General features: G+C 73.1%; 3 protein-coding genes. All 3 read left to right on the forward strand.

Annotated elements, in window-relative coordinates; genetic code table 11:
- The first annotated feature begins 1 nt into the window (after position 1).
- From AC068Z_RS33505 to AC068Z_RS33515, 3 genes are read left to right on the forward strand one after another with little or no spacing between them, the layout of a single operon-like run.
- Complete coding sequence (locus AC068Z_RS33505; RefSeq protein WP_478564281.1) at positions 2–5,443, forward strand: SDR family NAD(P)-dependent oxidoreductase; 5,442 nt, start codon at positions 2–4, stop codon at positions 5,441–5,443.
- Positions 5,440–11,829, forward strand: a complete 6,390-nt coding sequence (locus AC068Z_RS33510; protein WP_478564284.1) for a type I polyketide synthase — start codon at positions 5,440–5,442, stop codon at positions 11,827–11,829. The genes AC068Z_RS33505 and AC068Z_RS33510 overlap by 4 nt, the downstream gene beginning before the upstream one ends.
- 1 nt (position 11,830) lies before the next feature.
- Positions 11,831–14,935, forward strand: coding sequence for a type I polyketide synthase (locus tag AC068Z_RS33515; RefSeq protein ID WP_478564287.1), 3,105 nt, complete (start codon positions 11,831–11,833; stop codon positions 14,933–14,935).
- The last annotated feature ends 6 nt before the right edge of the window (positions 14,936–14,941 follow it).

Here is a 14,941-nt window from a genome sequence, read left to right on the forward strand (position 1 = left end):
CATGGGGGAGGCCCAGGTGGAAGACGTCGACAAGCTCCGGTCCTACCTTCGACGTGCCGTCAGCGACGCGCAGACGCTGCGCGAGCGGGTGCGCGAGCTGGAGGAGGCCGCCCGCGAGCCCGTCGCGGTCGTGGGCGCGGGGTGCCGCTTCCCGGGCGGGGTCACGTCCCCGGACGAGCTGTGGCGGCTGGTGTCCGACGAGGTGGACGCGATAGGCGGCTTCCCGCGCGACCGAGGCTGGGACGTGGAGGCGCTGTACGACCCGGACCCCGACGCGCGCGGGAAGACGTACACCCGCTCGGGCGGGTTCCTGTCCCACCTCGCCGACTTCGACGCGCCGTTCTTCGGGATCAGCCCACGCGAGGCGCTCGCGATGGATCCGCAGCAGCGGCTGATGCTGGAGACGTCGTGGGAGGCGCTGGAGCGGGCGGGAATCGACCCGGCCGGGCTGCGGGGCTCGGCGACCGGGGTGTTCACCGGGATCTACGGGGTCGACTACGGCCCGCGGCTCGGCGGCGGTGGCGGCCAGGAGACGGAGGGTCTCGCGATCGGGGGGACGTACACCAGCGTGGCCTCGGGCCGGGTGGCGTACGTGCTGGGGCTGGAAGGCCCGGCGGTGTCGGTGGACACCGCCTGCTCCTCGTCGCTGGTGGCGGTGCACCAGGCCGTGCGCTCTCTGCGGGCGGGGGAGTGCACCATGGCGCTGGCCGGAGGGGTGTCGGCGCTGCCCACTCCGGGGCTGTTCGTGGAGGCATCCAGGCAGCGGAGTCTGTCGGCCGACGGCCGGTGCAAGTCGTTCGCGGAGGCGGCCGACGGAACCGGCTGGGGCGAGGGCGCGGGAGTCCTGGTGCTGGAGCGGCTGTCGGACGCGCTGCGCAACGGACGCCGGATCCGGGCGGTGATCCGGGGCTCGGCGATCAACCAGGACGGCGCCTCCAACGGGCTGACGGCGCCGAACGAACTGGCGCAGCGCCGGGTCATCCGGGCGGCCCTGGCCGACGCCGGCCTCGCGGCGGGCGACGTGGACGCGGTGGAGGCCCACGGGACGGGCACGAAGCTGGGTGACCCCATCGAGGCGGAGGCGCTGCTGGCCGCCTACGGGTCGGACCGGGACCCCGGCAGCCCGCTGTGGCTGGGCTCGCTGAAGTCGAACATCGGGCACACGCAGGCGGCCGCGGGCGTCGGCGGAATGATCAAGATGATCATGGCGATGCGCCACGGGGTGCTGCCCAGGACCCTGCACGTGGACCGGCCGACCCCGCACGTCGACTGGTCCGCGGGGACGGTGCGGCTGCTGACCGCGGCGAGGAAGTGGCCGGGCGCACCGGGGCGGCCCCGGCGCGCGGGAGTGTCGTCGTTCGGGGTCAGCGGGACGAACGCGCACGTGATCATCGAGGAGCCGCCCGAGACCGTCGAGTGGACCCCCGCCGATGTCCTCGGCGCGGTGCCGTGGGTCCTGTCGGCCCGGTCCGCCGAGGCGCTGCGGGAACAGGCAGAGCGGCTGCGGGACGGTCCGGCCACGGACCCGCCGACGGCCGCTGTGGGGCACTCCCTGGTGACGACGCGCTCTCTGTTCGAACACCGCCGGGTCGTCATCGGCGCGGACCGGGAGGAACTCCTCGCCGGCCTGGCCGCCGTCGCCGACGGCAGCCGCAATCCGGCCGGTGTGGTGTCCGGCGTCGCCGGACCGGTCGGCAGGACGGTGTTCGTCTTCCCCGGCCAGGGCTCGCAGTGGGCCGGTATGGGACGTGAACTGTGGGAGTCGTCCCCGGTGTTCGCCGAGCGGATGCGCGCGTGCGACGACGCCTTGGCGCCGTGGGTGGACTGGTCGTTGACCGACACGGTGTGCGGCGGCCCGAAGGCGGGGGACCTGGACCGGATCGAGGTGGTCCAGCCGGTGCTGTTCGCGGTGATGGTGTCGCTGGCGCAGGTATGGCGGTCGCTGGGGGTGACACCGGACGCGGTGACCGGCCACTCCCAGGGCGAGATCGCCGCCGCCTGCGTCGCCGGCGCCCTGACCCTGCCGGACGCGGCGCGGATCGTGGCCGTACGGTCCCGGATGCTGGCCTCCACGGCTCAGGACGGCGGTATGGCCGGGATCGTGCTGCCCGAACACCGGGTACGGGAGCTGCTGGAGCGGACGGGGTCCCGGGCCGCGATCGCCGCGGTCAACGGACCGTACTCGACGACGGTCGCGGGCGAGGCCTCGGCGGTCCGGGAACTGGCCGCGATCTGCGAGTCCGAGGGCGCCCGCGTGCGCTGGATCCCGGGCGGCGTACCCGGCCACTCACCGCTCATGGACCAGTTCGAGGACCAGCTCCTCGACGCGCTGGAAGGAATCACCCCCACGTCCTCACCGGTGGAGTTCTACTCCACGGTGCGGGGCGGACCGATCGACACCGCGGAGCTGGACCCCGCCTACTGGTTCCGCAACATACGCGAGCCGGTCCGATTCGAGGCAGCCGTGAAGTGCCTCCTGGGCGCGGGGTACGGCGCGTTCGTCGAGGTCAGCCCGCACCCGCTGCTCACGATCAACATCCAGGACATGCTCGACCACACCCCCGGCGCCCAGGGGGTGGTGGTCGGCTCGCTGCGCCGCGGCGACGGCGGCCTCAAGCGCCTGTACAGGTCGGCGGCCGAGGCATTCGTGGCGGGCGTCGCGGTGTCCTGGGAGGCGGTGTTCCCCGGCCGGGACGGCTGCCCGGCCGAGTTGCCCACGTACCCCTTCCAGCGGCAGCGCCACTGGCTGGACACACCCGCGGAGACCACCACCCGCACCACCTCGGACCACCCGCTCCTCGACGCCGTCGTCGACCTGCCCGAGGACGCGGAGCCCGCAGGGGTGGTGGGCGGCGGGCGCCTGTCGCCGCGGCACCACCCCTGGCTCTACGACCAGACGGTCCACGGTGCCGTGGTGGCACCGGCGTCGGTGCTGGTGGAGCTGGCGGCGTGGGCGGCCCACCGGGTGGGAGGCGACGTCGTCGACGAACTGACGCTGGAGACACCGCTGGTGCTGTCCCGGACGGCCGACCGCGAGATCCGGGTCGTCGTCGACAGCAAGGGGGCCCTCGGCGTGCACTCCCGGGGTGAGGGCGAATCCGCGTGGATCCGGAACGCCGTCGGGTCCGTCACCGGAGGATCCCGTGCGGCGGAGGAACTCGTTCCGTGGCCTCCCGAGGGCGCGGTCGAGGTGCCGTTCGAGAAGGACGACTGGCTGCGGCACGTCTGGCGCCGCGACGACGTCCTGTACGCCGATGCGGGCATACCCGCCGAGGGTGGCACGGATGCGCGTGGCTTCCGGATCCACCCGGCGCTGCTCCACGCAGCGCTGCGCGCGATCGGCCTCGGGCGGTTCGTCGACGACACCCGGCCCGGGGACTGGCTGCCCTACCGCTGTACGGGGATCCACCTGAACTCCGCCGGACCGGCGACCGCCCTGAGGGTCCGGCTGGCGCCCGCAGGTGAGAACGCGGTCTCCGTCGCCGTATGGCATCAGGACGGAACACCGCTCGGTGGCGTGGACTCACTGCTTCTGCGGCCCGCTGACAGCGGGCGGCTGACCGAGCTGGACTCCGACCACCGGGGAGCGCTGTTCCGAGTGGACTGGACACCGTTCCCGGTGCCGCCCGGGACGGCCGCCGGTCACTACGCCGTGGTGGGCCCGTCCGCGTCGGGCCGGGACGCGGCGGCCCATGCCTCCCTCGGTGAACTCGCCGCCTCCGCCCCGACGATCCCCCCTGTCGTCATCGCCCGGGTGGACACGGCGGCCGACGGCGACACCCCCGCCGCTGCCGAGCGGAACGTCCACCAAGTGCTGCGCTGGACGCGGGACTGGCTCGCCGACGAGCGGTTCTCCGACTCCCGCCTGGTGGTCGTGACCCGCGATGCCGTCCACGACGACCACGTGGCCCACACCGACCCCGCGGCGGCCGCGGTCTGGGGATTCGTGCGCAGCGCGCAGACCGAGAACCCGGGCCGGTTCGTGCTCGTCGACACGGACGGCGAGGCCGCCTCACATGCCTGCGTTCCGGCCGCCGCCGCGAGCGGGGAACCCCAGCTCAAGATCCGGGCCGGCGTCATGACCACCCCTCGGCTGGTCCCCGTCCGGGGCGCCTCCACCCGTCGCCCGCCCCTCGACGGAACCGTCCTGATCACCGGCGGCACCAGCGGTCTGGGAGCGATGCTGGCCCGCCACCTCGTGCAGCGGCACGGCGTGCGCCGACTGGTGCTCGCCGGCCGGCGCGGGCCGGCGGCACCCGCGGCGGCCGGGCTGCAGGAGGAACTGACCGCGGCGGGGGCGCACACCCAGATCGTCGCCTGCGATGTCACCAGCCGTGGCTCCGTCGCCCGACTGATCGACGCGGTGCCCGACGAGCATCCGCTGACGGCGGTCGTCCACTGCGCGGCCGTACTGGACGACTCAGTCGTCGAGGCACTCACCGAGGACCGGGTGGACGAGGTACTGGCACCGAAGGTGCGCGGCGCCTGGTACCTGCACGAACTGACCCGGCACCTGGACCTGTCCGCGTTCGTGCTGTTCTCCTCGGTCGCGGGCGTCCTCGGAACGGCGGGGCAGGCCAACTACGCGGCGGCCAACGCCTTTCTCGACGGGCTGGCTCACGTCCGCCGGGCCGAGGGCCTGGCGGCCGGCTCGCTGTGCTGGGGCTACTGGGCGGAGCGCACCGAGGCGGGCGCCGGCCTCGGCACGGGGGACGTCGAACGACTGCGGCGGCAGGGCGTGCGGCCCCTCGCGTCGCACGAAGGGCTCGCCCTCTTCGACGCGGCGCTCTCGCGCGAGGAGCCGGTGCTGGTGCCCGCGCGGCTGGACCCGTCGGCCCCGAGCCCGCTGCTGCGCGACCTGGCGGCGCCCCCCTCCGGCCGGAGGAAGCGGGAAGCCGTCGACGCCGGACTCGCGCAGCGGGTGAGCGAGCTGTCCGGGACCGATGCGCGAGGAGTGCTCCTCGACGCCGTGCGGGCGCAGACCGCGCTCGTGCTCGGCCACGCCGACACCGAACGGGTCCGTCCCACCGTGGCGTTCCGGGACCTGGGTATCGACTCGCTCATGGCGCTGGAGCTGCGGAACAAGCTGGCGGAGGTGACCGGCCTGAAGCTGTCCGCCACGCTCGCCTTCGACCACCCGAACCCGAGCGCCCTCGCCCGGTTCCTCGCCGAGGGCCTCCAGCCCGGCGCCGCGCCGGAGTCGCCGGCCACCCGTCTCGCCAAGGAGATCGAAGGACTGGGCGCCCGGCTGACGGGCGCACTGCGCGAACTCGGCGAGGAGGACAGGACCACCATCGCCGCCCTCCTCGGCGAGCTGCACGGCCGGGTCCGCACGGCGGCGGGCGACACCTCACCGTCCGGCCTCGTCGACCGGATCAGTTCGGCATCAGCCGGCGAGCTTCTCTCGCTGCTGGACAAAGAGCTCGGCCAGGGAGAGCGATGACACACGACAACGATGCCGATGTTCTCGACTACCTCAAGCGGACCTCGATCGAGCTGATCGAGACCCGTCGGCGCCTGAACGAGCTGACGCAGGCCGCCGCGGAGCCCATCGCCATCGTCGGTGCCGGCTGCCGTTTCCCGGGCGGGGCGACGTCGCCGGAGGCGCTGTGGGAGCTGGTGGCGGCGGGCCGGGACGTGGTCTCGGGCTTCCCCGACGACCGCGGCTGGGACCTGGACGCCCTCTACGACCCGGAACCGGGTCGGCCGGGCACCTGCTACACCCGCTCCGGCGGATTCCTGTACGACGCCGGTGACTTCGACGCCGACTTCTTCGGGATCAGCCCGCGGGAGGCGCTGGCCGCCGACCCTCAGCAGCGGCTGCTGCTGGAGACCTCCTGGGAGTCCCTGGAGCGGGCCGGCATCGACCCGCGGACCCTGCACGGCAGCAGCACTGGTGTCTTCGCCGGCATCGCGTACTTCGGATACGGCAACCACTTCCACACCCCCGAGGCCATCTCCGGCTATGGGCAGACCGGTTCACTGCTCAGCGTGGCGTCCGGGCGGGTGGCGTACGCGCTGGGGCTGGAGGGTCCGGCGCTGTCGATCGACACCGCGTGTTCCTCGTCGCTGGTGGCGGTCCACCAGGCCGTGCAGTCACTGCGGCAGGGCGAGTGCACGCTGGCGCTGGCCGGGGGCGTCACCGTCATGGCGACGACGCAGGTCTTCCGGGAGATGTCGCGGCAACGGGGCCTGGCGGCGGACGGCCGGTGCAAGGCCTTCGCCGACACGGCGGACGGCACAGGCTTCTCCGAGGGGGCGGGCATGCTCGTCCTGGAGCGGCTGTCGGACGCACGGCGGAGCGGACGCCGGATCTGGGCGGTGATCCGGGGCTCGGCGATCAACCAGGACGGGGCGTCCAACGGGCTGACCGCACCGAACGGCCCCTCCCAACAGCGAGTGATACGCGCGGCGTTGGCGAACTCCCGGGTCCGGGCGGACGAGGTGGACGTGGTCGAGGCCCACGGCACCGGTACGGTATTGGGCGACCCGATCGAGGCGCAGGCGGTGCTGGCCACCTACGGACAGGACCGCGATCCCGACCGGCCGCTGTGGCTCGGGGCGTTGAAGTCGAACATCGGGCATGCGCAGGCGGCCGCGGGCGTCGCCGGCATCATCAAGATGATCATGGCGATGCGTCATCGGACGATGCCCAAGACACTGCACGTGGACCGTCCGACGACCCGGGTGGACTGGTCGGCCGGGGCGGTGGAACTGCTGACCGGCACCATGAAGTGGCCGAGCGTCCCGGGACGGCCCCGGCGCGCGGGCGTGTCCGCCTTCGGGGCCGGCGGCACCAACGCGCACCTGATCCTGGAGGAGCCGCCCGAGGAAGAGGCGGCGCCCTGCGCCTCCGAGCCGCTGAGCGGGCCGGTTCCGTGGGTCGTGTCGGCACGCTCGCAGAGCGCACTGCGGGCGCAGGCGGAGCGGCTGCACGACTTCGCCGCCACCGACCTGGACGCCGACATCGCCGACATCGCCGGGTCGTTGGTGTCCACCAGGTCGCGGTTCGAGCACCGTGCGGTGGTGCTGGGGCGCGACCGGGGCGAACTCATGCTCGGTCTCGCCGCGGTGCGCGACGGCACGGAGTCCGCCGCGGTCGCGCGGGGTGTGGCCGGTGAAGGCGGTCGTACCGCCTTCCTGTTCCCCGGCCAGGGCACCCAATGGCAAGGCACCGCGCGGCAGTTGTACGACACCTACCCCGTCTTCGCTCACACCCTCGACGAGGTCTGCGCACACTTCGACACCCATCTCCCTTACAGCCTGCGGGCGTTGCTCCTCGCCGACGCGCCCACGCAGGACGGAGCGGCCCGCACGGACATCGCACAGCCGGCGTTGTTCGCGCTGGAGGTCAGCCGATACCGGCTCCTGGTGGCGCTCTGCGGGCGGCCGGGCCACCTGATCGGCCACTCCGTCGGAGAGATCGCCGCCGCTCATGTGTCGGGCGCCCTGGACCTCGACAGTGCGACCCGGCTGGTGGCCGCGCGCGGGCGGGCCATGCAGAAGGCCGAGCGGGGCGCGATGCTCGCGGTACGCGCCTCGGAGGACCGGATCGGCGCCCTCCTCGGCCCCTACGACCGGATCGGCGTCGCCGCCGTCAACGGCCCGGAGTCGATCGTGGTCTCGGGTCACCGCGACGAGGTCCTCGACCTCAGGGACCGTCTCGTCGCCGACGGCACGTCGGCGAAGCTCCTCGACGTCGACCACGCCTTCCACTCCCCGCTCATGGACCCGGTCCTGGAGGAGTTCGCGAGCACCATCGGCGCACTCCCGGCCGGCGCGATGACCATCCCGGTCGTCTCGACGAGACTGGGCCGCGAGGCCACGCTCGAGGAACTGACCTCCACCGCCCACTGGGTACGGCACATCCGCGAACCCGTGCGCTTCCACGACGCCGTGGAGCACGCCCGTACGGCCGGGACCGGCACCTTCCTCGAACTGGGCCCCGGTGCGACCCTCACGAGCATCACCAAGGAGGCGTTCGCCGCGGAGGGCGTGGACGACGCGGTGGTCCTGTCGGCGGCCCGGCGGGGCCGGAACGCGGTGGAGACGCTCGTCGGCTCGCTGGCCCACCTGCACGTCCGGGGCGGGGACGTGGACTGGGACGCCCTGCTCGGACCCCGCCGCCGGGTGGACCTTCCGACGTACGCGTTCCAACGGCGCCGGCACTGGCTGGACTTCCAGGCCGGGACGGGGAGGGCGGACGTCCGCTCCGCCGGTCTGACGGCGCCGGACCACCCCTTGCTGGGCGCGGTCGTCCATCACCCCGGCACCGACGAGGTGATGTTCACCGGCCAGTGGTCCCCGCGCACCCACGCATGGCTCGCCGATCACGCCGTGTTCGGCTCGGTCGTCGTACCGGCGACGGCCTACCTGGACCTGGCGCTGTGGGTCGGCGACGCCGTCGGCTGCACCGCCGTCGGCGAACTCTCCTTGGAAGTGCCCCTGATCCTTCCCGACCCGGGCGACGTGCGGGTGCGGATCGTCGTCGGCACGGCGGACGAGAAGGGGCACCGCTCCCTGGACGTGTACGCGAGGCCCGCCGGCGACGGGCCGGCGGCCGGCGACTGGACCCGGCATGCCGTGGGGAGGCTCGCGCCGGGCGCGACGCCGACGGCCCCACGGACCGACGAGGCGGCATCCCTCGCCGTCTGGCCACCGTCAAAGGCGCGGCAACTGCCCATCGACAGCCTCTACGACTCCTTCGCGGACGCGGGCTTCGACTACGGCCCGGCCTTCCGGGGACTGCGCGAGGTGTGGCGGCGCGGTGACGACCTCTTCGCCACGGCCACCTTGCCCACGACCGCCGCCGGTTCGGCCGCCTCCGGGTTCGCCCTGCATCCGGCGCTGCTGGACTCGGCACTGCACGCCGTCGTGGCGGGCGGGGTCGTCGAGATCGGGCGCGACCAGGGCTGGATGCCGTTCTCCTGGTCCGGGGCGGAGCGGTACGGGGAGTGCGGCCCGACCGTGCGGATCCGGATCTCCCCGGCCGGTGAGGCCGCCGTGTCGGTGACGGTCGCGGACGAAGACGGCCGCGGAATCGCGCACACCGCGGCGTTGACCTTCCGGCAGGCGAGCCCCGGGCAACTGCACGTGGCGCGCGCCAGAACCGGACAGTCGCTGTATCAGGTGGCATGGCGACCGGTCCGCTCGCCCGAGCGGACGACCCCTCGAGGGCGGTGGGGCGTGCTCGGCGCGAAGGACGGGCCGGCGTCCCGCCTCGCCGACGTGCCCGAGTTCTACACGTCCTTCGACGACGTGCTCGCGGGGGAGGCACCCCGGCATCTCGTGCTCTGCGTGGACGATCTCGTCGACACCGAGCCCGACCCGATCGCCGTGAACACGCGTGTGCTGGCGCAGGTCCAGCGGTTCCTCGCCGAGGACGCGCTCGCCGGATCCACGCTGGCGGTCCTCACCCGCCTCGCCACCGGTGCCCGGGAGACCGTCGACAACCTCCCCGGCGCGTCCGTCTGGGGCCTGATCCGGTCCGCCATGACCGAACACCCCGGCAGGTTCCGGCTGTTGGACCTCGACGACGAGGAGCCCTCCTGGGCGCTCATGCCGGCCGCACTCGCCCTCGACGAACCCCAACTGGCACTCCGGGGAAGCGAGTTGCTCGTCCCCCGGGTGGCGGAGACCTCACCCCCGGGCAACCGGATCGAGCCGCCGACGCCGGGCGCGCAACGGTTGGGCATTCCCCGCAAGGGGACGCTGGAGAACCTGACCTGGGTGCCGTGCCCCGAGGTGGAGGCGCCCCTGACGAGCGGGCAGGTCCGCGTCGAGGTGCACGCGGCCGGGCTCAACTTCCGGGACGTCACGATCGCGCTGGGACTGGTGGAACGGACGGCCATCGACGCCGGGATCGGCAGCGAGGGCGCCGGAACCGTGCTGGAGGTCGCGGACGACGTCACCGCTCTCGCCCCCGGCGACCGGGTGACGGGCATCTTCTCCGGCGCCTTCGGCCGCGTCGCCGTGGCCGACCACCGCCTGCTCATGCCCGTCCCCGACCAGTGGAGCTACGCCGAGGCCGCGTCCGTGCCGGGCGCCTTCCTCACCGCCTGCTACGCCCTCTTCCACGTGGCCCGGCTGGAGAAGGGCCGGCGCATCCTCGTCCACGCCGCGGCGGGCGGCGTCGGGATGGCCGCCGTACAACTCGCCCAGCACGTCGGTGCCGAGGTCTACGGGACCGCGAGCCCGGCCAAGTGGCCCGCCCTGCGCGCCCTGGGCCTGGACGACGCGCACCTGGCCTCGTCGCGGGACGTGGGGTTCGCGGACGCCTTCCTCGACTCCTCGGGCGGCCGCGGGATGGACGTCGTACTGAACTCCCTCGCGCATCACTTCGTCGACGCCTCGCTGAAGCTGCTTCCCGGAGGCGGCGACTTCGTGGAGATGGGGAAGACGGACGTACGCGATCCCGAGCGGGTGGCGGCCGATCATCCAGGCGTCGACTACCGGGCCTTCGACCTCTACGAGGCAGGCCCGGATGCCATCCACGAGATGTTCCGCACCGTCATGGAACTGTTCGCCGACGGGCGGTTGCACCTGAACCCGATCGCCGTCCGCGACATCCTCGACGCGCGCAGGGCGTTCCGCGAGATGAGCCAGGGCCGCCACACCGGGAAGATCGTCTTCGATCTCGGGACAGGCTTCGGCGGCGGGACCGTGCTGGTCACCGGTGGGACCGGGGGAGTGGGCTCGCTGATCGCCCGGCATCTCGTCACCGCACACGAGGTCCGCAGCCTGGTGCTGGCGAGCCGTCGGGGCATGGCGGCCGAAGGCGCGGTCGAACTGGTCGCCGAGCTGACGCGGGCGGGCGCGGTCGTCAAGGTGGTGGCCTGCGATGTCGCGGACCGGGACGCGGTGGCCGGACTGCTCGCGGACATGCCGCCCGGGTATCCGCTGACGGCGGTCGTGCACGCTGCGGGCGCCCTGGCGGACGGCACCGTCGAGTCGCTGACCCCGCGGAGCCTCGACCGCGCGCTGCGCGCCAAAGTCCTCGGCGCGATCCACCTGCACGAGCTGACCCGGGAACACCCTCTCTCCGCGTTCATCCTGTTCTCGGCCCTCGCGGGCACGCTCGGCACCGCCGGGCAGGCGGGCTACGCGGCGGCGAACGGGTTCCTGGACGGTCTGGCGGCGTGGCGCAGGGCCCGCGGTCTGGTCGGCACCTCACTGTGCTGGGGCTGGTGGGAGGAGCGCAGCGGCATGACCGGGCACCTGGCCGAGACCGATCTCGCGCGGGTCCGCAGGCTCGGCGTCGCCGCGATGCCGACCGCCGAGGCGCTGGCTCTGTTCGACGCGGCGCGCGCCGTCGACCACCCGGTCGTGATCCCGGCCCGGCTGGACGTCGCCGCCCTGCGCGACAGGAACGGTGAGGAGCCGCCGCCCCTCCTCGGTGAGCTCGTCGCCGCAGGTCGCCCGGCGCGCGAACGGGTGGGCAGGACCGCAGGCGGCGGCCTGCCCGCTCGGCTCGCCGCCCTGCCGGATGCCGAGGCGGAGACGGCCGTACTGGACTGGGTCCGCGAACAGGTGGCGGTCGTGCTCGGGCACCCGGCCGGTACGCCTCTCGCCGCCGACCAGCCGTTCACCCAGCTCGGATTCGACTCGCTGACCTCCGTCGAGCTGTGCAACCGGCTGGCCTCCGCGACCGGACTGCGCCTGCCGACCACCCTCGTCTTCAGCTACCCCACACCGCGCGAGCTCGGCGAGCACATCGCCGGACTGCTGCGACCGGCCCCGAGCGCGGGCCCGGACACCGGTGCGGAGGAACTGGCCGCCATGGACCTGGAAGCACTCGTCGACCTGGCTCTGGACGAGAGGGGCAACTGACATGGACGACTCCGTGGACCGTACGGCGGCGGGCGGGACCCGGGTCGAACGGGCGCTGCGCACCCTGCTGGAGGAGCGCGACCGCCTCCGGCAGGAGAACGAGGCCCTCAGAGCCCGCCACAGCGAACCGGTCGCCGTGGTGGCCATGGCCTGCCGCTACCCGGGGGGCGTGACCTCGCCCGAGGAACTGTGGGAGATGGTCCGCGACGGCGTGGACGCGGTGGGCGAGTTCCCCACGGACCGCGGCTGGCGCGACCTGTACGACCCGGACCCCGACAGGTCCGGCAGCTCGTACGTGCGGCACGGCGGATTCCTGACGGACGTGGCCGGCTTCGACGCGGGCTTCTTCGGCATCAGCCCGCGTGAGGCAATGGCCATTGATCCGCAGCAGCGCCTGCTCCTGGAGACCTCGTGGGAAGTCTTCGAGCGGGCGGGCATCGTGCCCGCACAGGTGCGCGGAACCGACGTCGGCGTCTTCACCGGGGTGAGCTCCTCCGAGTACGGCTCCCGCTTCCTGGAAGGGGGCGGGAGCGAGCTGGAGGGCTACCTGATGCACGGGAGCGCGCTGAGCGTCGCCTCAGGCCGGGTCGCGTACGAACTGGGCCTGACCGGACCTACGTTGTCCGTGGACACGGCCTGCTCCTCGTCGCTGGTCGCCCTGCATCTGGCGGTACGGTCCCTGCGCGCGGGCGAGTGCTCGCTCGCGCTGGCCGGCGGGGCGCTGGTGATGTCGACGCCCGCGATCTTCGTGGAGTTCTCACGACAGCGCGGACTGGCGGCCGACGGCCGGTGCAAGTCCTTCGCGGACGGCGCGGACGGCACCGGCTGGGCCGAGGGAGTGGGCGTGCTGCTGTTGGAGCGGCTGTCCGACGCCCGCCGGGCCGGCCACCCGGTGCTGGCCGTCGTCCGCGGCAGCGCGGTGAACCAGGACGGCGCCAGCAACGGCCTGACCGCGCCCAACGGCCTGGCCCAGCAGAAGGTGATCCGGCAGGCTCTGGCCGACGCGGGGGTCGCGCCCCGGGACGTGGACCTGGTCGAGGCCCATGGCACCGGAACCGCGCTGGGCGACCCGATCGAGGCGGGCGCGCTGCTCGCGACCTACGGACAGGACCGGCCCGAGGACAGGCCGCTGTGGCTGGGTTCCCTGAAGTCGAACATCGGTCACGCCCAGGCCGCGGCCGGGGTCGGCGGGATCATCAAGGCGGTGCAGGCCATGCGTCACGGCTACCTGCCGAAGACCCTGCACGTAGGCACGCCCTCACCCCACGTGGACTGGTCCTCGGGCGCGGTCGAACTGCTGCTGGAGGGACACGAGTGGCCCCGCGCGGACGGCCCGCGCCGGGCCGGTGTCTCCTCGTTCGGCGTCAGCGGCACCAACGCGCACGTGATCCTGGAGGAGGCGGCACCGCCCCAGCAGCCGGCCGAGCCCGGCCCGGCCGTCGCCGGCGGTCTGGTGCCGTGGACCGTGTCGGGCCGGAACACGGCGGCGCTGGGACGGCAGGCGGGCAGGCTGCACGACTTCGTCGAGGCGAACCCGACCGTGGATGTCGCCGACACCGGCTGGTCTCTGGTGTCGAGCCGGACGGCCTTCCAGCACCGTGCGGTCGTCCTGGGCCGCGACCGGCACGAACTGCTCGGCGGACTGGCGTCGGTGCGCGACGGCACCGAGTCCGCCGCGGTCGTGCGCGGGACCGCCGGGCAACTCGGCGGAATCGTCTTCATGTTCCCCGGTCAGGGATCCCAATGGGTCGGCATGGGACGCCAGTTGTACGCCACCTTCCCCGTCTTCGCCGACAGCCTCGACGCCTGCGCCGGCGCGCTGACGGAGTGGGTCGACTGGTCGCTGACCGACGTGGTGCGCGGTGCGGAAGGCGCCCCTACGCTGGACCGGGTCGACGTGGTGCAGCCGGCGCTGTTCTCGGTGATGGTCTCCCTGGCCGCCCTGTGGCGGTCCTGGGGCGTGGAACCGGCCGCCGTGGTCGGACACAGCCAGGGCGAGATCGCCGCCGCCCATGTCTGCGGCGCGCTGTCGCTGCGCGACGCCACCAGGATCGTGGCGCTCCGCAGCAAGGCACTGCTGGAGCTCATCGGCCACGGCGGGATGGCGTCGGTGGCGGAGTCCGCGGAACGCGTGGCCGCGCGCCTCGCGTCCTGGAACGACCGGTTGGGTGTCGCCGTCGTCAACGGTCCCCGCTCCGTGGTGGTGTCCGGAGAGCCCGGTGCCCTCGATGAATTCGTCGAGAAGATGACCGCGGAGGGCATTCAGGCCAAACGCATATCGGTCGACTACGCCTCCCATTCCCACCAGGTCGCCAGGGTCCGCGACCAGGTGATCGAACCGCTCTCCGACATCCGCCCGCAATCGTCGACGCTGCCCTTCTACTCGACCCTGTTCGGTGAAAAGGTTGATACCGCGGAGCTGAACGATGTCTACTGGTACGAAAATCTCCGCGAGAAAGTCCTCTTCGAAACATCCGTCCGGCGACTGGCCGAGGACGGCCACCGGGTGTTCGTCGAAATGAGCCCCCACCCCGTCCTGACCGTCCCGGTGCAGGAGATCGTCGAGGACCTCGACGACACGCTCGTCCTGTCCTCGGCGCGGCGGGACCGGGGAGAGGCGCAGGCACTCCTCGACTCGCTGGCCCAGCTGTACGTCCGGGGCGGGCGCGTGGACTGGGACGCCTTCTTCGGGGCGCGCCGACGGGTGGAACTGCCGACGTACACGTTCCAGCGGCAGCGGTACTGGCTGAACTCCGCCCACCCGGGGGTGACGGCACAGCTGGCCGAGGCGGAGCCGCCGACAGCCGATGACGAGCCTCTTTCCTTGCCGGACGCGTTCTCCACGCTCCCCGAACGAGACGCGGAGGCACTCGTACTGGACCATGTCCTGGGGAAGATCGCCGTCGTGCTCGGACACCCCTCCGGTGAGACGATCGACCCCGACCAGGAGTTCAGGGAACTCGGCTTCGACTCGCTGCTGTCGGTGGAGTTGAGCAAGCGGCTGGCCGCGGCGACCGGGCTCCGACTGCGGGCGAACATGGCGCTGAGATACCCGACCGCGCGGCTGATCGCCGGGCACATCGCCTCCTCTTTCCGCGCCCGGTAACTGTCC

Source organism: Streptomyces sp. NPDC043726 (assembly GCF_056436565.1).

What these genes read in the sequence shown, in the direction of transcription:
- AC068Z_RS33505 (WP_478564281.1), top strand. Translation starts at nt 2, where the DNA reads ATGGGGGAGGCCCAGGTGGAAGACGTCGACAAGCTCCGGTCCTACCTT.
- AC068Z_RS33515 (WP_478564287.1), top strand. Translation starts at nt 11,831, where the DNA reads ATGGACGACTCCGTGGACCGTACGGCGGCGGGCGGGACCCGGGTCGAA.
- AC068Z_RS33510 (WP_478564284.1), top strand. Translation starts at nt 5,440, where the DNA reads ATGACACACGACAACGATGCCGATGTTCTCGACTACCTCAAGCGGACC.